This is a genomic window from Shinella fusca, from assembly GCF_014203155.1.
Classification (GTDB): domain Bacteria; phylum Pseudomonadota; class Alphaproteobacteria; order Rhizobiales; family Rhizobiaceae; genus Shinella; species Shinella fusca.
On record NZ_JACHIK010000029.1, the window covers coordinates 1 to 23,859 of the forward strand.

Consider the following 23,859-nt stretch of genomic DNA (forward strand, 5'->3'; position numbering starts at 1 on the left):
CTCACCATCCTCAACGCAATCATCCGCGACGGTAAACCATGGAAAAACGCTTGACCACAAAGACAGTCGCTCTCCCCGCAAGCGGGGCGAAGGGGGTATGCCGTGGTGTCTTCCCCAACCAATACCCATTCGCCGGGCACGTCCCCTCTCCCCGCCTGCGGGGAGAGGGTTAGGGTGAGGGGCAGACGGCCCGGGACGCCTACCTCTTCAGCGCAAGGCCGAAGGCGATGAGGGACCAGCCCTGCATGGCGAGGTCGAAGGCGAGGAAGAGGCCGAGAAGCCACAGGCTGTTGACCGGCCAGCCGAGGATGAAGACGACGCCGGCGAGCGCCGTGACGATGCCGCCCGCCATGAGCCATCCCCAGCCGCTCTCCGGCCGCACGCGCCAGGCGGCGAAGATACGGAAGACGCCGGCGACCAGCAGCGCGCAGGCCATCAGCAGCGTCAGCACCGCCGAGGTCAGCACCGGGTTGACGAAGGCGAGCACGCCGGCGGCGAGGTAGAGCAGCGCGCTCAGCGCCCAGGCGATCGTCTCCCGCCAGGCCTTGACCTGGAAGGCATGGACGAGATGGACGGCGCCGCCGACGATCATCAGCATGCCGACATAATAGACCGAGGCGACCGTCGCCAAAAACAGGTTGGCCGCGGCGATGCCGCCGAACAGAAGCAGGACGACGCCGAGGGCGACGAACCAGCCCCATTTGGCGCGGACTTCCGAGAGGGGGTTCATTCCAGGGGAGAGGACCATGATTCACCTCGAAAAGACGAACGGAAACAAGGGCAGGCTAGCACGAAATACGGGCCGGACGCGACAGTCCGTTTCGGCACGTTTCCGCATCGAAGATTTTTATTGATTGATCGCTCAATTAAAAATACGCTTGCCCAAAATCAGGGGAACCACATGCCGAAGGTTGGAATGGAGCCGGTGCGCCGCAAGGCGCTGGTGGACGCGACGCTGAGGGCGGTCGGCGACCACGGCTCGCTGACCGTGACCATGTCGGAGATCGCCCGCCATGCCGGCGTCTCCCCTGCCCTGGCGCACCACTATTTCGGCTCCAAGGAACAGCTCGTCATCGAGACGATCCGCAGCCTCCTGCGCACGCTGCGCGAGGATGCGGTGGCGGCGCTGAACGAGGCCGCAACCCCGCGCGAAAAACTTTCGGCGCTCATCCGCGTCAATTTCCAGGCGCACCAGTTCGCGCCGGAGACGGTGGCGGCGTGGCTCGCCTTCTATACGGAGGCGCAGCGCTCGGAGGCGGTGCGGCGCCTGCTCGTCGTCTATGCGCGGCGGCTCAACTCCAATCTCCTGTCGAACCTCAAGCGGCTCTGCCCGGCGCAAGAGGCCTCCGCCATCGCCGATGGCGCAGCGGCGATGATCGACGGGCTTTACCTGCGGCAGGGCCTGCGCTCGGCGCCCGTCAGCATCGAGTCCTCCATCGCGCTGACGGAGAGCTATGTGGACGCGCAGCTTCGGGCCTGCGGGGTGGAGGTGGGATGATCTTTTCCTGCGACGACACCCCCCTCTGCCCTGCCGGGCATCTCCCCCACAAGGGGGGAGATTGGCTAGAGGCAAAGCAGTGCCACGATTCGATCTCCCCCCTTGTGGGGGAGATGGCCGGCAGGCCAGAGGGGGGTAGCGCCCCAAATACCGACACCGCCATTTCGAGGATTTTCCCGTGACCGCCGAAAAGCCGAACATCCTGATCATCATGGTCGACCAGCTCAACGGGACGTTCTTCCCGGACGGGCCGGCGGACTTCCTGCATGCGCCGCACATGAAGGCGCTGGCGGCGCGCTCGGCGCGGTTCCGCAACAACTACACCTCCTCGCCGCTCTGCGCCCCCGCCCGCGCCTCCTTCATGGCCGGGCAGTTGCCGAGCCGCACGCAGGTCTATGACAACGCGGCCGAATACGTCTCCTCCATCCCGACCTTCGCCCATCACCTGCGCCGCGCCGGCTATTACACGGCGCTGTCGGGCAAGATGCATTTCGTTGGTCCGGACCAGTTGCACGGCTTCGAGGAGCGGCTGACGACGGACATCTACCCCGCCGATTTCGGCTGGACGCCGGATTACAGGAAGCCCGGCGAGCGGATCGACTGGTGGTATCACAACATGGGCTCGGTGACGGGCGCAGGCGTTGCCGAGATCACCAACCAGATGGAATATGACGACGAGGTCGCCTTCCTCGCGAACCAGAAGCTCTACCAGCTCTCGCGCGAGAACGACGACGCGGCCCGCCGCCCCTGGTGCGTCACCGTCTCCTTCACCCACCCGCACGACCCCTATGTGGCGCGGAAGAAATTCTGGGACCTCTATGAGGGTTGCGAGCACCTGATGCCCGAAGTCGGCATGCTGGAGGAGCAGGACCCGCATTCCGCCCGGATCCTCCATTCCTGCGACTATGCCGCCTTCGCCATCACCGAGGAAAACGTGCGCCGCTCGCGGCAGGCCTATTTCGCCAATATCTCCTATCTCGACGAGAAGGTGGGCGAACTCGTCGACACGCTGACGCGCACGCGCATGCTGGACGACACGCTCATCTTCTTCTGCTCGGACCATGGCGACATGCTCGGCGAGCGGGGCCTGTGGTTCAAGATGAACTTCTTCGAGGGCTCGGCCCGCGTGCCGCTGATGATCGCCGGCCCGGGCGTTGCGCCCGGCCTGCATCTTGCACCCACCTCCAACCTCGACGTGACGCCGACGCTGTGCGACCTTGCCGGCATCTCCATGGACGCGGTGATGCCCTGGACGGACGGCGAAAGCCTCGTGCCGGTCATCAACGGGCAGGAGCGCACGACGCCCGTACTGATGGAATATGCGGCGGAAGCCTCCTATGCGCCGCTCGTCGGCATCCGCGAGGGCAAGTGGAAATATGTCCATTGCGAGCTCGACCCGGAGCAGCTTTACGACCTCGAAGCCGACCCGCTGGAACTCGTCAACCTTGCGACCTCCGAAAGCCCCGTCGTCAAGGCGACGCTGGAGGCTTTCCGGCAGATGCGCGAGGCGCGCTGGGACATGGCGGCCTTCGACGCGGCCGTGCGCGAGAGCCAGGCGCGGCGCTGGGTGGTCTACGAGGCGCTGAGGAACGGGGCCTATTATCCCTGGGACCACCAGCCGCTGCAGAAGGCCTCCGAACGCTACATGCGCAACCACATGAACCTCGACAATCTCGAGGAATCCAAACGCTATCCGCGGGGAGAATGAGATGAGAGCCCAACCGAAAGCCTCGCACTTCATCGACGGCGAATACGTCGAGGACACCGCCGGCACGCCGTTCGACAGCGTCTATCCCGCCACCGGCGAGGTGATCGCGCGCCTCCATGCCGCAACGCCCGCCATCGTGGAAAAGGCCGTCGCCTCGGCAAAACGCGCGCAGAAGGAATGGGCAGCGATAAGCCCCACCGCACGGGGCCGCGTCCTCAAGCGCGCCGCCGAGATCATGCGCGAGCGGAACTGGGAACTCTCCGAGCTGGAGACGCTCGACACGGGAAAACCGATCCAGGAAACCATCGTCGCCGACCCGACATCGGGGGCGGACGCCTTCGAGTTCTTCGGCGGTATCGCGGCGGCGGGGCTCAACGGCGACTATATTCCGCTCGGGGCAGATTTCGCCTTTACCAAGCGCGTGCCGCTCGGGGTCTGCGTCGGCATCGGCGCATGGAACTATCCGCAGCAGATCGCCTGCTGGAAGGGCGCACCGGCGCTCGTCTGCGGCAATGCCATGGTGTTCAAGCCCTCGGAAAACACCCCGCTCGGCGCGCTTAAGATCGCGGAGATCCTGCATGAGGCCGGGCTGCCGAAGGGGCTCTACAACGTCATCCAGGGCGACCGCACGACCGGGCCGCTGCTCGTCAACCATCCCGACGTCGCCAAGGTCTCGCTCACCGGCTCCGTGCCGACCGGCCGGAAGGTGGCGGGGGCGGCCGCCTCCGAGTTGAAGCATGTCACCATGGAGCTCGGCGGCAAGTCGCCGCTCATCGTCTTCGACGACGCCGATCTCGAAAGCGCCATCGGCGGGGCGATGCTCGGCAACTTCTATTCGACGGGGCAGGTCTGCTCCAACGGCACGCGCGTCTTCGTGCAGAAGGGCATCAGGGAGAAGTTCCTGTCGCGCCTGAAAGAGCGGACGGAAAAAATCCTGATCGGCGATCCGATGGACGAGGCGACGCAGCTCGGGCCGATGGTCTCGAAAGCCCAGCGCGACAAGGTCCTCGACTATATCGAGAAGGGCAAGGCGGAAGGCGCCACGCTGCTGACGGGCGGCGGCATTCCGAACGCCGTCTCGGGCGAAGGCTATTACATCCAGCCGACCGTCTTTGCCGACGTCACGGACGGCATGACCATCGCGCGCGAGGAGATCTTCGGGCCGGTGATGTGCGTGCTCGACTTCGACCATGAGGACGAGGTGATCGAGCGCGGCAACGCCACGGAATTCGGCCTTTCCGGCGGCGTCTTCACGTCCGACCTCACCCGCGCGCACCGCGTCGTCGACCGGCTGGAGGCCGGCACGCTGTGGATCAACACCTACAACCTCGCCCCCGTGGAAATCCCCTTCGGCGGCTCCAAGCAATCCGGCTTCGGGCGGGAGAACTCGCTCGCCGCGCTGGAGCACTATTCGGAGCTGAAGACGGTCTACGTGTCGATGGGCAAGGTCGAGGCGCCGTATTGAGATGACCGGGATTGCCCCTCATCCCGCTGCCGCGACCTTCTCCCCGCAAGCGGGGAGAAGGAGGCAGGAGGCGTCGTTTTCGGCCCATGAGGACGGTTCAGGTTGGAATGAATGCTTGCCACACCCCCTTCTCCCCGCCTGCGGGGAGAAGGTGCCGGCAGGCGGATGAGGGGCAAACCCCACCCAGGGAAAGAAACGGTCATGCAGAACGCAGACTACATCATCGTCGGCTCCGGCTCGGCCGGCTCGGCCATCGCCTACCGGCTTTCGGAAGACGGCAAGCATACCGTCATGGTGCTGGAATATGGCGGGTCGGATATCGGGCCGTTCATCCAGATGCCGGCGGCGCTCGCCTGGCCGATGAGCATGAAGCGCTACAACTGGGGCTATCTCTCCGAGCCCGAGCCGAACCTCAACAACCGGCGCATCACCGCGCCGCGCGGCAAGGTGATCGGCGGCTCCTCCTCCATCAACGGGCTCGTCTATGTGCGCGGCCACGCGGAGGACTTCAACCGCTGGGAAGAGCTCGGCGCGCAGGGCTGGGCCTATGCGGACGTGCTGCCCTACTACAAGCGCATGGAGACCTCGCATGGCGGGGAAGCCGGCTGGCGCGGCACGGACGGGCCGCTGCACGTCCAGCGCGGCCCCGTGACGAACCCGCTCTTCCACGCCTTCATCCAGGCGGGCAGCCAGGCCGGTTTCGAGCTGACGGACGACTATAACGGCTCCAAGCAGGAGGGTTTCGGCCTGATGGAGCAGACGATCCACGACGGCCGGCGCTGGTCGGCGGCGAACGCGTATCTGCGTCCCGCCATGAAGCGGCCGAACGTCTCCCTCGTCCGCTGCTTCGCGCGGAAAATCGTCATCGAGAACGGCCGGGCGGTCGGCGTCGAGATCGAGCGGAACGGCGTCGTCGAGGTGGTGAAGGCGAACCGCGAGGTGATCGTCTCGGCCTCCTCCTTCAACTCGCCGAAGCTGCTGATGCTCTCCGGCATCGGCCCGGCGCAGCACCTCCAGGACATGGGGATCGAGGTGAAGGTCGACCGGCCGGGCGTCGGCGCGAACCTGCAGGACCATATGGAATTCTACTTCCAGCAGATTTCTACCAAGCCGGTCTCGCTCTATTCCTGGCTGCCGTGGTTCTGGCAGGGGGTCGCGGGCGCGCAGTGGCTGCTCTCCAAGGGCGGGCTCGGCGCCTCCAACCAGTTCGAGGCCTGCGCGTTCCTGCGCTCGGCTGCCGGCTTGAAGCAGCCGGATATCCAGTACCATTTCCTGCCCGTCGCCATCTCCTACGACGGCAAGGCGGCAGCGAAGAGCCACGGCTTCCAGGTGCATGTCGGCTACAACCTGTCGAAGTCGCGCGGCAACGTGACGCTCCGCTCGGCCGATCCGATGGCCGATCCGGTGATCCGCTTCAACTACATGAGCCATGAGGAAGACTGGGTGAAGTTCCGCCATTGCGTGCGCCTCACCCGCGAGATCTTCGGGCAGAAGGCCTTCGACGAATTCCGCGGCCCGGAAATCCAGCCCGGCGAGAAAGTGCAGAGCGACGATGAGATCGACGCCTTCCTGCGCGAGCATCTGGAAAGCGCCTACCACCCCTGCGGCACCTGCCGCATGGGCGCGGCAAGCGACCCGATGGCCGTGGTCGATCCCGAAACCCGCGTGATCGGCGTCGAGGCCCTGCGCGTCGCGGATTCGTCGATCTTCCCGCACGTCACCTACGGCAACCTCAACGCCCCGTCGATCATGACCGGCGAGAAGGCGGCGGACCATATCCTCGGCAGGCAGCCGCTCCCCCGCTCCAACCAGGAGCCATGGGTCAACCCGCGGGCGATGGTGAGCGACCGGTAGGTTGACGCCGGAAATAATGTAACTACATTAAATCATGAAGATCGTCTGGGACGAACCGAAGCGGCAGGCCAACCTGCAAAAGCATCGCCTCGATTTCGCGGATATCGGCGAATTCGACTGGGCGAATGCCGTCGTCGAGGATGCCAGGCCGGATGCTTCCGGTCGGCGGCGCCTGAAGGCTCTCGGCTATTTCCGGGACGGCACGGCCGCCGTGATCTTCATGACTCTCGGCCGGGAAGCCGTTTCGATCATCAGCTTCCGCCCGGCGAGCGACAGGGAAAGAAGGAGGCTCCCATGGCCAAGACCACAAAGCTGACGCCATTCCAGCCCGGTGAGGGATATACAAAGGAAGATTGGGACGCCGTCGACTTTCCCGAAATGACCGACGAGGAACTTGCGAGCCTGCGCCCGGCGAAAGAAGTCCTTCCGCCGGAATTCTTCAAGGCCATGGAGGAACACCGCAAATCGCGCGGCCGTCCGTCGCTGGCACATCCGAAAAAGCAGGTCACCCTCCGGCTCGACGAAGACGTCATCGCCCGTTTCCGGGCAAGCGGAAAGGGCTGGCAGGGCCGCATGAACGAGGCGTTGCGCAAGGCCGCCGGCCTGTAGGCACCCTATTTTCTACTATTTTTATAGAGTAATTTCAAAGCCTTCTTTCGCGGCAGGATTTCTGCCGGGGGGCCGAGATGGAGAGATATTTGCTCTCCGGCCCGAGGCTTTGGAAATCCGTTTTGCTGTCTCGCGGGGGCGCGGGCTGCGATAATCCGGGCACTTCTCGCAAAGGCTTGGAAACGGAATGACTGTTCTTACCGGAAACGGGACCGCCGAGGCCCTGAACGACAAACTCGCCGGCCTCGATCTTGCCGGGCGCCTCGCGCTCGTGGCCGGGCTTGGCGGGCGCGCCGTCTTCACCACCAGCCTCGGCATCGAGGACCAGGTCATCACCGCCGCCATCGGCACCGAGCGCCTGCCCGTCGACGTCGTGACGCTGGAGACCGGCCGGCTCTTCAAGGAAACCGTCGAGCTCATCGACGAGACGGAAGGCCAGTACGGCATCACCATTGCCCGCTACGCACCCGTTCAGGACGATATCGATGCCTACGCCGAAAAGTACGGCCTCAACGGCTTCTACGAGAGCGTCGAGGCGCGCCATGCCTGTTGCAGCGTGCGCAAGCTGAAGCCGCTTGCCCGCGCGCTGGAAGGCGCCTCCTTCTGGATCACCGGCCTTCGCCGCGGCCAGTCCGGCAACCGCGCCGAGACGCCCTTTGCCGAATACGACGCCGAGCGCAACCTCATCAAGGTCAACCCGCTCGCCGACTGGGACATCGAGCGCATCAAGGCTTACGTCGCCGACAACGCCGTTCCCGTGAACCCGATGCATGCGCGCGGCTATCCTTCCATCGGCTGCGAGCCCTGCACGCGCGCCATCAAGCCGGGCGAGCCCGAGCGCGCCGGCCGCTGGTGGTGGGAGAACGACGAGAAGCGCGAATGCGGCCTGCACGTTCCCGAGGCCGCCGCCTCCCCCCTTCCCGCCCCGAGCGCGGCCTGACCGACACCCTGCCCCTCCCAAGGCGCCCCATCCGGAGTAGAAATCCCATGTCCGATATCCGCAACGAGGCGGAAGCCAAGCCCAACGCGACGCAGAAAGCCCCGCTCGATCCGCATCTGAAGGCGCTGGAAAACGAGGCGATCCACATCTTCCGCGAGGTCGCGGCCGAATTCGAGCGGCCCGTGATGCTCTATTCCGTCGGCAAGGACTCCTCGGTCCTGCTGCACCTTGCGCGCAAGGCCTTCTATCCGGGCCGCGTGCCCTTCCCGCTGCTGCACGTCAACACGGGCTGGAAGTTCGCCGAGATGATCGCCTTCCGCGATGCCATCGTGAAGGAATACGATCTCGACCTCATCGAGCACGTCAACCCGCGCGGGGCGACGGAAAACGTCACCCCCTTCACGCACGGGTCCTCGCGCTATACCGACATCATGAAGACCGAGGCGCTGCGTCAGGCGCTCGACGCCGGCAAGTACGACGCGGCCTTCGGCGGCGCGCGCCGCGACGAGGAGGCTTCCCGCGCCAAGGAGCGCATCTACTCCTTCCGCACGCCCGACCACCGCTGGGACCCGCGCAACCAGCGCCCGGAACTGTGGAACCTCTACAACGGCATGATCCGCCAGGGCGAGAGCGTGCGCGCCTTCCCGCTTTCCAACTGGACCGAGGTCGACATCTGGCGCTACATCCAGGCCGAGGACATCCCGATCGTGCCGCTCTATTTCGCGCAGAAGCGCCCCTATGTGGAGCGCGACGGCATGATGATCATGGCCGAGGACCCGCGCCTCGAACTGCTGCCCGGCGAGGTGAAGCAGGAAGGCGTCATCCGCTTCCGCACGCTCGGCTGCTTCCCGCTGACCGGCGCCATCCGCTCCAATGCGACGACGCTCGACGACATCATCGCCGAGCTGGAGACGGCCACCGTCTCCGAACGCCAGGGCCGCGCCATCGACCGCGACCAGTCCGGCTCCATGGAAAAGAAGAAACGCGAAGGGTATTTCTGAGATGACCGTTTCCGCAACCGCGACCGCGCTGCCGGTCGAACAGGCCGCCGTCGAACAGGCACGCGCGATCCGCGATTCCCGCCCCCTTCGCCTCATCACCTGCGGCTCGGTGGACGACGGCAAGTCGACGCTGATCGGCCGCCTGCTGTGGGACACCAAGGCCGTCAAGGAAGACCAGGCCGCAACGCTCCACCGCGACAGCGGCAAGCAGAACGACCTCGGCCTGCCGGACTTCGCGCTGCTCCTCGACGGCCTGCAGGCCGAGCGCGAGCAGGGCATCACCATCGACGTCGCCTACCGCTATTTCTCGACGGACCGGCGCTCCTTCATCGTCGCCGACACGCCCGGCCACGAGCAATATACCCGCAACATGGCGACCGGCGCCTCCACGGCGGACCTTGCCGTGCTGCTCGTCGACGCGCGCGCCGGCATCCTGGAGCAGACGCGCCGCCATGCCACCATTGCCACGCTGATGGGCATCCGCCAGTTCGTGCTCGCCGTCAACAAGATCGACCTGACGGGCTACGACCGCGCCCGGTTCGACCAGATCGCCCACGAGTTCCGCGAATTCGCCCTCACCCTCGGCGTCAAGCAGATCACCGCCATCCCGATGTCGGCGCTGAAGGGCGAGAACGTCGTCTATGACGGCAGCAAGGCCATGCCGTGGTACGACGGCCCGACGCTGGTGGAAACGCTGGAGAAGGCGACGACCCGCGCCGGCCAGACGGTCGGCTTCCGCCTGCCGGTGCAGCGCGTCTCGCGCCCCGGCGAAAGCTTCCGCGGCTATCAGGGCACGGTCGCCGGCGGCTCGGTGAAGCCGGGCGATTCCGTCGTGGTGATGCCGTCGGGCATGGTGGCGAACGTCACCAAGATCGTCACCTTCGACCTCGTGCGCAACGCGGCCGTTTCGGGCGACGCCATCACGCTGGTGCTCGACCGGCAGGTGGACGTCTCGCGCGGCGACATGATCGTCGCCATCGACAGCCAGCCGATGACCGGGCGAGGCTTCGACGCCCAGCTCGTCGCCCTCCAGGCGGACGGAATCGAGCCCGGCAAACGCTACTGGCTGAAGAGCGGCTCGCGCCGCCAGCGCGTGCTGGTGGAACCCGTCAGCCAGCTCGATCTTGCGACCTCCAAGTGGAATGCGGCCGAGCGGCTGGCCATGAACGCCATCGGCAAGGTGCATCTCACCTTCGACGAGCAGGCGATCTTCGATCCCTACGAGCAGAACCGCACGACAGGCGCCTTCATCCTGATCGATCCCGACACCAACAACACGGTGGCCGGCGGCATGATCACCGGACGCCGCTCGGAGATCGGCGGCATCCACAAGGACGACCGGCGCGTGCTCCTGTCGCTTCCCGCCGACCTTGCGGACAAGATCATGGCGAGCGAGGCCTTCGCCAGCCGCCGCCAGGACGTCGATGTGCGCCACACCAGCGCCGGCCGCGCGGCCGAGCTGCTGGCCGATCTCGACGAATAGCCGGGGCGCATCCGGACACGAAAAAGGGGCCGAAAGGCCCCTTTTGCATTTGCCGTTCCTGACGGTCTCAGAAGAAGAAATACCAGATCAGGATCACCAGAAAGAGCGGTACGCCCATCAACCAGAGAATCAAAGCCCGAGCCATGTAAGTTTCCTTTCCTCATTGGTCGGGCGGAAAATGCGCGGGCAGGAAAATTGTTCCATCGGGCGCCGGAAACGGCATTGCCGCACCAAGGACCTGCCGCGCCGTTTCACCCCGCCGGACGCGCCCGGCCACGGCATTTCCGGCCTTGCGAGAAAAATCCCGCGGCATGCGGCGCTTTCCCCAACATTGCGAATTTTTTTGATATTTTGCGCTTGTCGAAACCGAAAGCCTGTTCTATACGAACCCCCGCTGGTCACGGAGTGTAGCGCAGTCTGGTAGCGCACCACGTTCGGGACGTGGGGGTCGAGTGTTCGAATCACTCCACTCCGACCAGCCGAAAAGTTTCCCGGCTTTTCCCCTTTCCGCAACCCGGTTTCATTCTTCCCGCGGCACGCGGTACTGTTGCAATTCCGCACGGTCCTTGCGCGTTGTGCGGGGAGGACGGCAAAGTTGGGGCGGGGGCGATTTTCCTTTTGCGTGCGCTGCGCTATGGCGGGAAACGAGGCTGCGGCCCGACTCGCGGGACCGCACGGAGTCCGAGGAAATGGCACACATGAAATCCCGCATCGCAATCCTGGCAGGCTTTGGCCTTGCCCTCGCCGGCTGCACCACGGCGACCATCGCGTCCAACCCGCTGCAGGCCCGCTGGAACGGCAAGGCCGCCGGCGCCTTCTTCGCGGCCTACGGCCCGCCGCTGTCCGATACGGCCGGCGCCGGCGGCACGACGCTCTACAAGTGGCGCGGCGGCTTCGTGAAGGGCAAGTCCTGCACCGTCGAGCTGACGGTCAACGACGGCTACAAGATCAACAATATCCGCGCCATCGGCGACCGCGTCGATCCGAAGGGCGGCCCCTCGCATTGCGAAAAGGTCCTCGACGCCGCCGACGCGAAGTAACGCCGGCCGGCATCGAACCGATCCGGGGCCGCGCGGCAACACGCGGCCCTTTTCCTTCCCGGAGGAACGCATGGACGAAGACCGCCTCTACCACGATCCGGACCTTGCCGATTTCTACGACCTGGAGAACGGCTGGGAACGCTCGCCGGATTTCGCCTTCTGCCGGGCGCTGGCGGACGGCGCGGCGAGCGTGCTGGACCTCGGCTGCGGCACCGGGGAGCTTGCCGTGGCGCTCTCGTCCGGCCGCACGGTCACGGGCGTCGATCCCGCGCCCGCCATGCTGGCAATCGCCCGCGCCAAGCCGGGCGCGGACGGCGTCGGCTTCGTCGAGGGGGATGCGCGCAGCCTCCGGCTCGGCCGGCGCTTCGATCTCGTCCTCCTCACCGGCCATGCCTTCCAGGTGTTCCTGACGAAGGACGACCGGCGCGCGGTGCTCGCCACCATCGCGGCGCATCTTGCGCCCGGCGGCCGCTTCGTCTTCGACAGCCGTAACCCCGCCTGCCGGGAATGGGAGGAGTGGGGGCCGGAGGCCTCGATGCGGACGGTCGACCATCCCCGCTTCGGCGCCGTCTCCGCCTGGAACGACGCCGCCCTCGATCCTGCGACCGGCATCGTCACCTACGAGACGCATTACGAGATCCGCGCCACCGGCAAACGCCTCTCCGCCACCTCCCGCATCGCCTTTCCGGCCAGGGAGGAACTGGAATCGCTGATCGCCGAAGCCGGCCTTCGCACCGAGCGCTGGCTCGGCGACTGGCAGGGCAATGCCTGGCATCCCGGCGCCGGCGAGCTCATTCCCCTCGGCACGCTCGCCTGACGATGCTTCAGGTCCGCCTTGGCAGGCGGGCGGCGGGAAGATAGGGTTCGGCCGATGCCCGCCTTCCCGGGCAGCCCGCTTCGAGGAGCCGCCATGTCCCAGTTCCGCGCCCGGCCGCCGGCCGTGCCCACCCTGCTCCTCGACGACGCCATGGTGCGCGTCACGCGCTGGGATTTCGAGCCGGGGGCCGATACGGGCCATCATGTGCACGGGCTCGGCTATGTCGTGGTGCCGATGACCGATTGCCACTTCCTCATCGAGGAGGAGACGGGCGAGCGGCGCGTGTTCACCGCGGCCGGCGCCGTCTACCGGCGCGAGGCGGGCGTGGCGCACAATGTCGTCAACGGCGGCGATGCGCCCATGAGCTTCATCGAGATCGAGTACAAGTGACCCTGCCCGTGAGCGACGACAAAGAGGAAAGCCCGCATTTCGACCTCGCCTTCCGCCCGGCCCATGGCGAGGCGGTGCCGGTGGCGCCGCGGGTGCAGCGCATCACCGTCAACAATCCCGGCCCCTTCACCTTCCACGGCACGAACAGCTACATCGTCGGCGACCGCTCGGTGGCGGTGATCGATCCGGGGCCGCAGGACGAGGCGCATTTCCGGGCGCTGATGGCCGCGCTTGCCGGGCGCGAGGTGACGCACATCGCCGTCAGCCATACGCACCGCGACCATTCCCCGCTTGCCCGCCGGCTGAAGGCCGAGACCGGGGCGGTCGTCATCGCCGAAGGCCCGCACCGGGCGGCACGCCCGCTCCATGCCGGCGAGGCCAATCCCTTCGCCGAGAGCGCCGACACGGATTTCGTGCCGGACATCGCGCTTTCCCACGGCGACAGGGTGGAGGGCGACGGCTGGGCGCTGACGGCGCTGCTGACGCCCGGCCACACCGCGAACCATGCCGCCTTCGCGCTCGACGGGCCGGAGGGCATCCTCTTTTCCGCCGACCATGTCATGGCCTGGGCGACGACCATCGTCGCCCCGCCGGACGGGGCCATGGCGGACTACATGGCCTCACTGGAAACGCTGCTGGCGCGCGAGGACCGCATCTACCTTCCCGGCCATGGCGGGCCGGTGACGGAGCCCGCCTCGTTCCTGCGGGGGCTGCGCACCCACCGGCGCATGCGCGAGCGGGCGGTCCGCGAGCGCATCCGCGCCGGCGACCGGCTGATCGCCGACATGGTCAAGGCGATCTACCGCGATACCGACCCGCGCCTGCATGGAGCGGCGGCGCTCTCCGTGCTGGCGCATCTGGAGGATCTCGTCGGGCGCGGCGAGGTGGTGACGGAAGGACCGCCTTCGCTGAACGGGCTTTATTTCCCCGCTCCGGGGCTTTGATCCTGCGCCGGCAATGCCGGGTGATCCCTTGCCGGCAATGCCGGGCGATCAGTCGCCGGCGATGCCGAGCAGTTCGGCGTCGAGCGCCTTCAGGTAGCCTTCCACGAGATCGGCGCCCATGCCGAGGTCGTGCGGCCCGTAGCGCGAGGCGGCGCGCATGTCGACCAGCGTGGTTTCCGCCTCTTCGCGCAGGCGAATGACCACGTCGAAGCGGAAGCCGAAGACGGGCGAGCGCCATTCGCCCTGCAGCAGCACATCCCCCGACCCGCCGACATGCGGCACCAGCGGCGTTTCCAGCGGACGCGCCTCGGGGATCGGCACGTCGCCGAGCGCGTCGACGCCCTTGGCCGCCTTGTTCGGATCGATGACGAGGTCCTCGAGATCGGCGAGGATGTTGTCGAGCCCGTCCTCGGCGACGATCTGGATGCCGTAGGCGGTCGCGACATTGCGCACGCCCTGGTAGACGCGGTCGAGCGCACCTTCGTAGCGCCGGCCGGAAAGGCCCGGATAGGCCTCCATCTGCTTCGCCCGGTCCTCCGCCGTCACCGTGCCGGCGCGCGACAGGAAATCCTGCGCGGCGTGCGGCTCGGCAAGCCAGGGCGGCGGGGCGGCCGTATCCGTCGTCACGTCGTAGAGCGCGGGCTTGTAGAGATAGGAATAGGCGGCGGCCCCCGCCGTGCCGAGCGGCAGCAGCGAGAGAAGCAGCGCCATGAACGAGGCCTTGCCGCCGCGCGCACCGACCTGCCAGAGGCGCGCAAGGCCGATGACGGCAAGCAGCACGGCGAGCGCGGCCATGGCCGCGGCAAAGCCGGCAAGCACGAGGAAATGCGGCGTCGTCAGCGGGCCGAAGCGGTGGGAGAGCACGACGGCAACGAAGAGCAGGCAGGACAGGAGCGCCAGGCGGCGCGCCCAATGGGCCGCATGGGAAACGGGCCGTTCGTACTGGATCGTGATCGCCATGGCCTCACCGGATGCGCGCGGCGCCGCTGCCGCCATCGTTTCCTAGCGCAGGGCGACGGTTTTTTCCATCGGCAAGAAGACCCCCTCTGCCTGCCGGCAATCGCCATGGCTTGAAGGCCCCTCCCCAACCCCTCCCCACAAGGGGGAGGGACTTACAGTGCGGCACTCTCCGCGTGAAAATTGAAGGGAAAAGCAGTCGTCTAGCGTTCTCCCCCCTTGTGGGGGAGATGCCGGCAGGCAGAGAGGGCCTTCACATGCGATTGCCCTTGCGCTCGCGGGAACGGCTTTTGCGGCGTGCCGTAAATTTGCCACGCTCGTTAACGAATTTTGCGAGGTACGGGGGAGAACAGGAGAAGACGATGTTGCCGACGCAGGCTTCCGCCGACACCCCTCTCGCCACGCCCACGGGCGAGCCTTCCCTTCCCCTCGAACTTCTGGAACTCGAACTCTCGCTCGACGGCTTTGCCGGCGGCGCGGAGGCCTTCGCCACGGCCGTGCGCGCGTCGGCCGACCGGCTTGGCGGCGACTTCCTCTTCGAGCTGCCGGCTTCCGGCCTTGCAGAAGATTGCCAGCGCATCGCGGCGCTTCGCGTGCCGAAGGGCGAGGACGGCGCGCTGAAGGTGGTCTTCGCCCTGCTCGATGCGGAAGGCGCAGCGATCCGCGTGGAGAACCCCGACGAGAGGACCGCCGACCTCAAGCGCTTCGCCGAGGCCTTCGTCGACGTCCTCCAGCGCATCTGAGGCCTTGCCGAGGTGCCCCGGCAGGCCTATCTGCCCGGTATAACGCATCCCCGGGAGCTTCCATGTCCAAGCCCATTGCCAGAGCGGCCGCCCTTGCCGCCACCCTTCTTCTCCTCGCCGGCTGCCAGACGGCGGAGGAGATGCGCGCGGCGGACGAGAACCGCTGTATCTCCTACGGTTTCCGCCCGCGCACCGATGCCTTCGCCGAATGCCTGCAGCGCATCGACATCGACCGCCGCATGAGCCTGCGCGAGGCGAGCCGCGACGCGCTCTTCATGCCGCCGGTCGTCGTGGTGCACGAGCACCGGCATCACCACCGCCACTGAGGCGGCGCTTTACGCCTTGCCGCCGTTGAAGGCGGCCTGCGCGGCGGCGAGCCTTGCGATCGGCACGCGGAAGGGCGAGCAGGAGACATAGTCGAGCCCGGCATCCTCGCAGAAATGGATGGAGGCCGGGTCGCCGCCGTGCTCGCCGCAGATGCCGAGCTTCAGGTCGCTGCGCGTGCGCCGGCCGCGCTCGGCGGCGATGCGGATGAGCTCCCCCACCCCGTCGAAATCGAGCTGCACGAACGGGTCGCGCTCGACGATGCCCTTCTGGATGTAGGTCGACAGGAACGCGGAGGCGTCGTCGCGCGAGATGCCGAAGGTCGTCTGCGTCAGGTCGTTGGTGCCGAAGGAGAAGAATTCGGCCGATTCGGCGATGACATGGGCGCGAAGGGCCGCGCGCGGCAGCTCGATCATCGTGCCGACGAGATAGTCGATGGGAATGCCGCTCTCGGCGATCACCGCTTTTGCGACGCCCTCGATGCGCGCCTTGACGTAATCCAGCTCCTCCTTGAGGCCGACGAGCGGCACCATGACCTCCGGCACGACGGCCGCGCCGGTCTTCCTTGCCGCGTCCGCCGCCGCCTCGAAGATGGCGCGCGCCTGCATTTCCGCGATCTCCGGATAGGAGATGGCAAGCCGGCAACCGCGATGGCCGAGCATGGGGTTGAACTCGTGCAGCGTCTCGACCCGGCGGCGCAGCACCGCCTCGTCGATGGCAAGCGCACCCGCCACCTCGGCGATCTCCTCGTCGCTCTTCGGCAGGAACTCGTGCAGCGGCGGGTCGAGCAGGCGGATCGTCACCGGCAGGCCGTGCATGATCTCGAAGAGCTCGGCGAAATCCGAGCGCTGCATGGGAAGCAGTTTTGCCAGCGCGGCTCTACGGCCGGCCTCGTCCTCGGCGAGGATCATCTCGCGCATCACATTGATGCGGCTGCCCTCGAAGAACATGTGCTCGGTGCGGCAAAGGCCGATGCCCTCCGCGCCGAAGGAGCGGGCCGCACGGGCATCCGCCGGCGTCTCGGCATTGGTGCGGACCTTCATGCGGCGCGTGCGATCCGCCCATTCCATGATGCGGCCGAAATCGCCGGAAAGCTCCGGCTGGAGCATGGGGAACCTGCCCTTCAGCACCTGGCCGGAGGAGCCGTCGATGGTGATGACGTCGCCCTTCCTCAGCGTCACGCCATGGGCGATCAGCAATTCGTTGCGCAGGTCGACGCGCAGCGTGCCGGCACCGGAAACGCAAGGCGTGCCCATGCCGCGCGCGACGACGGCCGCATGGCTCGTCATGCCGCCGCGGGTCGTCAGGATGCCTTCGGCGGCGTGCATGCCGTGGATGTCCTCAGGGCTTGTCTCGATGCGCACCAGGATGACCTTGCGGCCCTCCTCCTCGGCATGGACGGCATCCTCTGAGGTGAAGACGATCTCGCCCGTGGCCGCCCCCGGCGAGGCCGGCAGGCCGGAGCCGATAACGTCGCGGCGGGCCTGCGGGTCGATGGTTGGGTGAAGGAGCTGGTCGAGCGAGGCGGGATCGATGCGCGCCACGGCCTCGCCCTCGCTGATGAGGCCTTCGGTCGCCATGTCGACGGCGATCTTCAGCGCGGCCTTGGCCGTGCGCTTGCCCGAGCGGGTCTGCAGCATCCAGAGCTTGCCGCGCTCGATGGTGAATTCGAGGTCCTGCATGTCGCGGTAGTGCCGCTCCAGCCGGTCGCAGATCTCGCGGAAGGCGGCGAAGGCCTCCGGCATCAGCTTTTCCAGCGACGGCCGGTCGGAGCCCGAGGCGATGCGCGCCTCCTCCGTGATGTTCTGCGGCGTGCGGATGCCGGCGACGACGTCCTCGCCCTGCGCGTTGACGAGGAATTCGCCGTAGAGCTTGTTCTCGCCGGTCGAGGGATTGCGCGTGAAGGCGACGCCCGTGGCGGACGAATTGCCGAGATTGCCGAAGACCATGGCCTGCACGTTGACCGCCGTGCCCCAGATCGCGGGGATATTGTGCAGCGTGCGGTAGGTGACGGCGCGGGCGTTCATCCAGCTTGCGAAGACGGCGCCGATGGCGCCCCAGAGCTGGACTTCCGGATCCTGCGGGAACTCCTCGTCCAGCTCCTCGCGGATCACCTCCTTGTAGCGGGCGATGACGTGCTGCCATTCGACGGCGGAGAGCTCGGTATCCTGCTCGTGGCCGAGCCGGCCCTTCTCGTCCTCCAGGATCTCCTCGAAGACCTCGTGGTCGAGGCCCATGACGACGTCGCCGTACATCTGGATGAAGCGGCGGTAGCTGTCCCAGGCAAAGCGCGCATCGCCCGCATCGTGGCCGAGGGCTTCGACCGTCCGGTCGTTGAGGCCGAGGTTCAGCACCGTGTCCATCATGCCGGGCATGGAGGCGCGCGCGCCGGAGCGGACGGAGAGGAGCAGCGGCTTTGCCGTATCGCCGAAGGTGCGGCCGGTAATGGCCTCCATGTGGCGGAGCCCGGCGCGGACCTCGTCCTTCAGGCCCGGCGGCAGCTTGCGGCCGTTCTCATAGTAATAGGTGCAGGCGGAGGTGGCGATGGTGAGCCCGGGCGGCACCGGCAGGCCGAGATTGCACATCTCGGCAAGGTTCGCGCCCTTGCCGCCGAGAAGGTTGCGATCGCCCGCGCCCCCCTCCGCACGGCCGTCCCCAAAGGTGTAGACCCACTTGTCCATCGACGCCTCCCCAAATGCGCCCCTGCAATCTACAGGAACTCCGGTTCTTTGAAAACGCGAGGGCGACAGGATTTTGTTGCGTTGCGGCAAAATTACGACGGCAACGCAACATCATGGAAGCTGCACAGGGAAAAGCCGCGCTCCCGGCCGGGAACACGGCTTGCGATCGAGCCTGGCGGCTCAGTTCTCCTGAACGGAAAGCCCCTGCTTGTCCAACCGGATCTCGACGCCGTCCGGCTTCTTCTCCTGCTGGTAGGCATAATAGGAAAACCCGGCCACCACGACGATGAGGGCGCCGATGATCATGTAAAGTGCGTTTCTGCTCACGTTTCATCCCCGATTGCACAAGCGCCCGCGGCAGGGCAGGCGCTCCTCAATGCGCAAGGGGGCGTTTTGTTCCGTCAGCCAAGCTTTTCGGCGATCCACATCTTGATGAGGGACTGCCGCGTTACGCCGAGCCGGCTGGCCTGCCGGTCGAGCCCTTCCACCACCCATGCGGGGAAATCGACATTGACCCTGCGCATCTCCATGTTCGGACGGCGGGCCTTGCTCCAATCGACATCGCCAGCGACATCGTCGCCCGTGTCGAACTTGGTCTCGAAATCAGTCGCCTTCATAATAGTCTATCTCCTGTTCGCGCGCCCGCCTGACGGAAATGATGCGCACGCTGGCCCCTCGGCGAACGCAAACAGCCGCCCAATGCCGCCCGTCGATCATGCCGATGGCGAGATAACGCGGCTCGTCATCCGTACGCGCAGGCGCTTCGATGAGGCGTTCGTCTCGCCAGAGCGCCTGTGCTTCATCGAAATCAATGCCGTGTTTGGCCTTGTTCGACCTGCTTTTCTCGGGGTCATACCCAAAGCTCATGGATAAAAATAGTATAATAATTATACCGTTTCAATCCATCAGGAGGCCTCGCGCAGCTGTTCCGCCGTCTGCAGGTCGACGGAGACGAGTTGCGAGACGCCCTGCTCGGCCATGGTGACGCCGAAGAGGCGGTTCATGCGGGCCATGGTGATGGGGTTGTGGGTGATGATGACGAAGCGGGTCTCGGTGGAGGCGGCCATCTCGTCCATCAGGTTGCAGTAGCGCTCGACATTGTGGTCGTCGAGCGGCGCGTCCACCTCGTCCAAAACGCAGATCGGCGCGGGATTGGTGAGGAAGACGGCGAAGATCAGCGCCATGGCCGTCAGAGCCTGCTCGCCGCCCGAAAGCAGCGTCATGGTCTGCGGCTTCTTGCCGGGCGGGCGGGCGAGGATTTCGAGGCCGGCATCGAGCGGATCGTCGCTCTCGATCAGTTGCAGCTCCGCCGTGCCGCCGCCGAAGAGATGGGTGAAGAGGCGCTGGAACTGCACGTTGACGACGTCGAAGGCGGCCAGCAGCCGCTCGCGGCCCTCGCGGTTGAGGCTCTGGATCGCCGAGCGCAGCTTGCGGATCGCCTCGATGATATCCTCACGCTCGGCGACGAGGGCATCGAGCTTTTCCGTCAGCTCTTTCTGTTCCTCCTCGGCGCGCAGGTTCACCGCGCCGAGGCGCTCGCGCTCGATCTTCAGCCGGTCGAGCTCGCGTTCGCGCTCGCGTGGATCGGGCAGCGGCGCATCGACGGGATGGCCCGTCAGCCGCAACGCCTCGTGCGGGGCGCAGGACAGCGCCTCGCGGATGCGCGCCTCGCCCTCGACGCGGCGCTCGCGGGCGGAGACGAGGCGCTCTTCGGCGCGCCCGCGCGTCTCGCGGGATTCGGCAAGCTGCGAAAGGGCGGTGGCGGCGCTACGGTCGGCCTCGCGCTGGCGGTTCTCCGCCTCCTGGAGCGCATCGGCGGCCTCGCGGCGCGCGGCCTCGGCATTGGAAAGGCCGGTCAGGAGCTCACGGCGCTTCTCCTCGATCTCGTCCGGTGCCTCGGCAAGCTCTTCCATCTCCTCGCCGGCTTCGGCCTCGCGCTCGCGAAGCGTCGCAATATGGCTCTCGGCATTGGCGGCGCGGCTCTTCCACGTCTCGCGCTCGGCGGAAATCGCCATCAGCCGGCGGCGGCGCTCGGCCATTTCGCGGGCGAGGCCGTCATGGGCGGCGCGGGCCTCGGCGAGGGTCGCGCGGTCGGTCGCGACCTCCATCGTGTGCGTGCGAAGGCGCATTTCGAGATCGGCGAGGTCCGGCGCGTCTTCCAGCGCGGCGCGGGCATCCTCCAGCGATTCTGCGGCTTCTTCCACCTGCGCCTCGATCTGCGCGCGCGTCTCGGAGAGCACGGCGCGGCGGCGGATGAGGTCGCCGGCGGCGCGCTCGGCCGCTTCCAGCGCCTCGCGGGCCTCGGCAAGCGTGCGGGCCGCATTCCGCTGCGCTTCGCGCGCGGCCTGCTGGCGCTGCGTCTCGGCGCGGATCGTCTCTCCGGCGCGGGCAAGGTCGGCCTCGGTATCGGCAAGAGCGGCGCGGGCGTCTTCCAGCTCGGTTTCGAGTTCGGCGAGGCGGTTCTTCTGTTCGAGCCGCAGGGCGGCGGCGCTCGGCGCATCGGCGCCGGTGACGTGGCCGTCCCAGCGGAAGACGGCGCCTTCGCGCGTGACGAGCCGCTGGCCGGGCTTCAGCGCCGGCAGAAGCGATAGCGCCGCCTCGGCGCTCCCGGCGATGCCGATCTGCGCGAGCCGGCGATGCAGCACTTTCGGCGCCCGGACGTGGGCGATCAACGCCGGAATGCCGGGCGGCAGGGCCGCATCGTCCGCGCTGTCGCCAGCAAGGCGCCAATGCACGGGCGCGGCCGGGTCGGCCGGCGAATCGAGATCGTCGCCGAGCGCCGCGCCAAGCGCGGTCTCGTAGCCGCGGTCGACCTCCACCTCCTCGACCACCGGCGCGAAGGCGCCGCCGGCGCTGCCGGCCTCCAGCATGCGGCGGATGGTGCGCGCTTCCGTCTCGATGCCGGCAAGGCGCGCGCGGGCCGTGTCGACCGGGCCGCGCAGGGTGGATTCGTTGAAGCGGGCTTCCTCCAGCGCCTCCTCGACGGCGACGAGCATCTCGCCAGCCGCCTCCAGCGCCTCCTCGGCGGATTGCACGGCGGCACGGCGCTCTTCCGGGTCCGGAAGCGCGGCGATGCGGGCGTCCATCTCCTCCAGTTCGCGGGCCTGCGCGTCGCGCTGCTGGCCGAGGCGCAGATGCCGTTCGGCAAGATCGCGGATCGCCTTTTCGAGTTGGTTGCGGACGGCCTGCGCCTCTGCGCGCTCGGCAGTGACGGCGGCAAGCGCGGCTTCGCTTTCGGCGAGCTTCGCGGCGGCCGCGTCCATCGTCTCGCGCGCGCCCTCGGCACGCTCGTCGGCCTCGGCGAGGATGTCGCCGATCTCCTCTTCCTCCGTTGTCAGCCGTTCCAGCACGGCGGCATTGTCGGCCACCATGCGCTCCTCGCGGGAAATGTCCTCGGCAAGCTGGGTCATGCGGCGGGCGAGCTCGTCGCGGCGGCGCAAGAGCCGGGCAGAGTCTTCCTCCAGCTGCGCGCGAGCGATCTGGAGGCGCTGGAGGACGGCGGCGAGCTTGGCTTCGTTCTCGCGCAGCTCCGGCAGCTTGAGGCTGGCGACGGCCTGGTCCTTCGCGGCCTGCATCTGCGCGTTCGCGCGCTCGGCGACGAGCGAGGTCGCCTGGTTGAGCTGGCTTTCCGCCTCGCCCTCGGCCTCCTTCGCCTGCACCCAGCGGATGTGCAGCAGCATCGCCTCGTGGCGGCGGATATCGGCGGAGAGCGCCTTGAAGCGGTTGGCCTGCCGCGACTGGCGCTTCAGGCTCTCGATCTGGCTCTCGAGCTGCGAGGTGACATCGTCGAGCCGTTCGAGATTGGTTTCGGCCGCGCGCAGGCGCAGCTCCGCCTCGTGGCGGCGGGAATGAAGGCCGGAAATGCCGGCCGCCTCTTCCAGAAGCTGGCGGCGGGCCTGCGGCTTTGCCTGGATGAGCTCGCCGATGCGCCCCTGCCCGACCATCGATGGCGAGCGGGCACCGGTGGAGGCGTCGGCGAAGAGGAGCTGCACGTCCTTGGCCCGCGCCTCCTTGCCGTTGATGCGGTAGATCGAGCCGTTCTCGCGCTCGATGCGGCGCGTCACCTGGATCTCGTCGGCATCGTTGAAGGCGGCGGGCGCGGTGCGGTCGGAATTGTCGAGGTAGAGGCCAACTTCGGCGGTGTTCCTCGCCGGGCGGTTGCCGGAGCCGGAGAAGATGACGTCGTCCATGCCGGACGCGCGCATGTTCTTGTAGGAGTTCTCCCCCATCACCCAGCGCAGCGCCTCGACGAGGTTCGACTTGCCGCAGCCGTTCGGCCCGACGACACCGGTCAGGCCCCGCTCGATGACGAATTCGGTGGGCTCGACGAAGGACTTGAAGCCGAGGAGGCGGAGCTTGGTGAATTTCATGCGGCAGCCTTGGGGGCGGGATACCCCCCTCTGCCCTGCCGGGCATCTCCCCCACAGGGGGGGAGATTGAATCGTGGAACCGCCTTGCTCCAAGCCGATCTCCCTCCTTGTGGGGGAGATGCCCGGCAGGGCAGAGAGGGGTGAACCCGACCCACTACAGTCAAACAAAAAGCGGGCGCACGGCTTCCGCCGTCGCCCGCCGAAAATCCGGTCGAAGGATCAGAGCTTGCTGTCGATGAGGGCCGACATGGTGTCAACCGACATGTCTCCCGAGTAGCGCTGGCCGTTGATGAGGAAGGTCGGGGTCGCAGCGACACCGAATTCCTTGGCACCGCGTTCGCGGACCGCGTTCACATCATCCAGAAGTTTCTGGTTCGTCAAGCAGGCCTTGAAAGTTTCCTCGGTAAAACCGGCAAGCTTCGACATCTGCATCAGCGCCTCGCGGCCGTCCTGGGCGGCGGCCCAGGTCTCCTGCTGCTTCATCAGCATGGAGAGCATCGGGAAATACTGCGCGGCTTCCGCGAGCTTGGAGGGGTCCTGCGGGTTGCAGCGCGCCAGCATGAAGGCGGCGGCAGCGCGCGGATCGAACGGGAATTCGCGTACGATGAAGCGCACCTTGCCGCTATCCACATACTTCGCCTTGATGGCGTCGAAGGTGTTGTTGTGGAAGGCCGCGCAATGCGGGCAGGTCGTCGACATGTATTCGACGATGGTGACCGGCGCGTTCGCCTCGCCGAGCGCCATGTCCGGCAGCGCGCCGGGCTTCAGCACCTCGGCCATGTCCACGTCGCCCTCGGCGGCGGGCACCTCGGCGGCGGCGGACGGCGTGGCGGCGGTCGTCTCGCTGGAGGTGGCGGTGCCCGAAGAGGTCGCCGGCGTCGAGCTTGCGCTTTCGCCGGTCGTCGTCTGGCTGGTCTCGGGAGCCTTGGCGGTCTCCTTCTTCTCGTCGCTGCATGCAGCCAGCGTCACGGCGAACGCCGCGACGGCGACGCCGGAGAAGAGGCGCTTCATCAGGCTCATTTCGGAAAGGGACAT

The 23,859-nt window shown here is 67.0% G+C and carries 23 protein-coding genes and 1 tRNA gene; 16 read left to right on the forward strand and 8 right to left on the reverse strand.

Features of this window, described 5'->3' with window-relative positions; translation table 11 throughout:
* Window positions 1–199: 199 nt before the first annotated feature.
* Window positions 200–748 (reverse strand): HdeD family acid-resistance protein, encoded by a 549-nt coding sequence (locus HNQ66_RS22740; protein ID WP_184147088.1) that lies wholly within the window; start codon window positions 746–748, stop codon window positions 200–202.
* Window positions 749–901: 153 nt separating this feature from the next.
* Here HNQ66_RS22740 and betI point away from each other — a divergent pair, with 153 nt between their 5' ends.
* The 14 genes from betI (at window position 902) to HNQ66_RS22810 (ending at window position 13,749) form a co-directional block, all read left to right on the forward strand.
* Window positions 902–1,498: a transcriptional regulator BetI gene (gene betI / locus HNQ66_RS22745; RefSeq protein WP_184147090.1), complete on the forward strand. Its 597-nt coding sequence runs from the start codon at window positions 902–904 to the stop codon at window positions 1,496–1,498.
* A 178-nt stretch (window positions 1,499–1,676) separates the two neighbouring features.
* Window positions 1,677–3,206: a choline-sulfatase gene (betC, locus tag HNQ66_RS22750; protein ID WP_184147092.1), complete on the forward strand. Its 1,530-nt coding sequence runs from the start codon at window positions 1,677–1,679 to the stop codon at window positions 3,204–3,206.
* Window position 3,207: 1 nt separating this feature from the next.
* Window positions 3,208–4,671, forward strand: coding sequence for a betaine-aldehyde dehydrogenase (gene betB / locus HNQ66_RS22755; RefSeq protein WP_184147094.1), 1,464 nt, complete (start codon window positions 3,208–3,210; stop codon window positions 4,669–4,671).
* Window positions 4,672–4,872: 201 nt separating this feature from the next.
* Window positions 4,873–6,525, forward strand: coding sequence for a choline dehydrogenase (gene betA / locus HNQ66_RS22760; RefSeq protein ID WP_184147096.1), 1,653 nt, complete (start codon window positions 4,873–4,875; stop codon window positions 6,523–6,525).
* A gap of 34 nt (window positions 6,526–6,559) precedes the next feature.
* Window positions 6,560–6,841: a BrnT family toxin gene (locus tag HNQ66_RS22765; RefSeq protein WP_184147098.1), complete on the forward strand. Its 282-nt coding sequence runs from the start codon at window positions 6,560–6,562 to the stop codon at window positions 6,839–6,841.
* Window positions 6,820–7,134: a BrnA antitoxin family protein gene (locus HNQ66_RS22770; RefSeq protein ID WP_184147100.1), complete on the forward strand. Its 315-nt coding sequence runs from the start codon at window positions 6,820–6,822 to the stop codon at window positions 7,132–7,134. The genes HNQ66_RS22765 and HNQ66_RS22770 overlap by 22 nt, the downstream gene beginning before the upstream one ends.
* Before the next feature lie 187 nt (window positions 7,135–7,321).
* Window positions 7,322–8,074, forward strand: a complete 753-nt coding sequence (locus tag HNQ66_RS22775) for a phosphoadenylyl-sulfate reductase (protein ID WP_184147102.1) — start codon at window positions 7,322–7,324, stop codon at window positions 8,072–8,074.
* Between the two features lie 47 nt (window positions 8,075–8,121).
* Window positions 8,122–9,075: a sulfate adenylyltransferase subunit CysD gene (cysD, locus tag HNQ66_RS22780; protein WP_184147104.1), complete on the forward strand. Its 954-nt coding sequence runs from the start codon at window positions 8,122–8,124 to the stop codon at window positions 9,073–9,075.
* 1 nt (window position 9,076) lies between these two features.
* A complete protein-coding gene (cysN, locus tag HNQ66_RS22785; protein WP_184147106.1) occupies window positions 9,077–10,558 on the forward strand; it encodes a sulfate adenylyltransferase subunit CysN in 1,482 nt (493 codons plus the stop codon).
* Window positions 10,559–10,959: 401 nt separating this feature from the next.
* Window positions 10,960–11,036 (forward strand) — tRNA-Pro (locus HNQ66_RS22790).
* Window positions 11,037–11,256: 220 nt separating this feature from the next.
* Entirely contained in the window at window positions 11,257–11,598 is a 342-nt protein-coding gene (locus HNQ66_RS22795; RefSeq protein WP_184147108.1) for a hypothetical protein, read from the forward strand.
* Window positions 11,599–11,668: 70 nt separating this feature from the next.
* On the forward strand, window positions 11,669–12,415 hold the full coding sequence (locus HNQ66_RS22800) for a class I SAM-dependent methyltransferase (protein WP_184147110.1): 747 nt from the start codon (window positions 11,669–11,671) through the stop codon (window positions 12,413–12,415).
* Window positions 12,416–12,508: 93 nt separating this feature from the next.
* Window positions 12,509–12,805, forward strand: a complete 297-nt coding sequence (locus HNQ66_RS22805) for a cupin domain-containing protein (RefSeq protein WP_184147111.1) — start codon at window positions 12,509–12,511, stop codon at window positions 12,803–12,805.
* A gap of 8 nt (window positions 12,806–12,813) precedes the next feature.
* Complete coding sequence (locus HNQ66_RS22810) at window positions 12,814–13,749, forward strand: MBL fold metallo-hydrolase (protein ID WP_184147114.1); 936 nt, start codon at window positions 12,814–12,816, stop codon at window positions 13,747–13,749.
* A 48-nt stretch (window positions 13,750–13,797) separates the two neighbouring features.
* Here the strand turns inward: HNQ66_RS22810 and HNQ66_RS22815 are convergent, their stop codons facing one another.
* Complete coding sequence (locus HNQ66_RS22815; protein WP_184147146.1) at window positions 13,798–14,703, reverse strand: DUF1499 domain-containing protein; 906 nt, start codon at window positions 14,701–14,703, stop codon at window positions 13,798–13,800.
* Between the two features lie 365 nt (window positions 14,704–15,068).
* Here HNQ66_RS22815 and HNQ66_RS22820 point away from each other — a divergent pair, with 365 nt between their 5' ends.
* Both HNQ66_RS22820 and HNQ66_RS22825 read left to right on the forward strand, forming a co-directional pair.
* Window positions 15,069–15,449, forward strand: coding sequence for a hypothetical protein (locus HNQ66_RS22820; protein ID WP_184147116.1), 381 nt, complete (start codon window positions 15,069–15,071; stop codon window positions 15,447–15,449).
* A gap of 62 nt (window positions 15,450–15,511) precedes the next feature.
* Complete coding sequence (locus HNQ66_RS22825) at window positions 15,512–15,775, forward strand: hypothetical protein (protein ID WP_184147148.1); 264 nt, start codon at window positions 15,512–15,514, stop codon at window positions 15,773–15,775.
* Between the two features lie 9 nt (window positions 15,776–15,784).
* Here the strand turns inward: HNQ66_RS22825 and ppdK are convergent, their stop codons facing one another.
* From ppdK to HNQ66_RS22855, 6 genes are all read right to left on the reverse strand, one after another.
* Window positions 15,785–18,454: a pyruvate, phosphate dikinase gene (gene ppdK / locus HNQ66_RS22830; RefSeq protein WP_184147118.1), complete on the reverse strand. Its 2,670-nt coding sequence runs from the start codon at window positions 18,452–18,454 to the stop codon at window positions 15,785–15,787.
* A 180-nt stretch (window positions 18,455–18,634) separates the two neighbouring features.
* Window positions 18,635–18,781: a hypothetical protein gene (locus HNQ66_RS22835; RefSeq protein ID WP_184147120.1), complete on the reverse strand. Its 147-nt coding sequence runs from the start codon at window positions 18,779–18,781 to the stop codon at window positions 18,635–18,637.
* 74 nt (window positions 18,782–18,855) lie between these two features.
* Window positions 18,856–19,071 carry a type II toxin-antitoxin system BrnA family antitoxin gene (brnA, locus tag HNQ66_RS22840; protein WP_184147122.1) on the reverse strand — a complete coding sequence of 72 codons (216 nt, stop codon included), beginning with the start codon at window positions 19,069–19,071 and terminating at the stop codon, window positions 18,856–18,858.
* The gene (locus tag HNQ66_RS22845) at window positions 19,058–19,321 is read right to left on the reverse strand and encodes a BrnT family toxin (RefSeq protein ID WP_184147124.1); all 264 of its coding nucleotides are present in this window, start codon (window positions 19,319–19,321) and stop codon (window positions 19,058–19,060) included. The genes brnA and HNQ66_RS22845 overlap by 14 nt, the downstream gene beginning before the upstream one ends.
* Window positions 19,322–19,359: 38 nt before the next feature.
* Window positions 19,360–22,824 carry a chromosome segregation SMC family protein gene (locus tag HNQ66_RS22850; RefSeq protein ID WP_184147126.1) on the reverse strand — a complete coding sequence of 1,155 codons (3,465 nt, stop codon included), beginning with the start codon at window positions 22,822–22,824 and terminating at the stop codon, window positions 19,360–19,362.
* A 219-nt stretch (window positions 22,825–23,043) separates the two neighbouring features.
* The gene (locus HNQ66_RS22855; RefSeq protein WP_184147128.1) at window positions 23,044–23,859 is read right to left on the reverse strand and encodes a DsbA family protein; all 816 of its coding nucleotides are present in this window, start codon (window positions 23,857–23,859) and stop codon (window positions 23,044–23,046) included.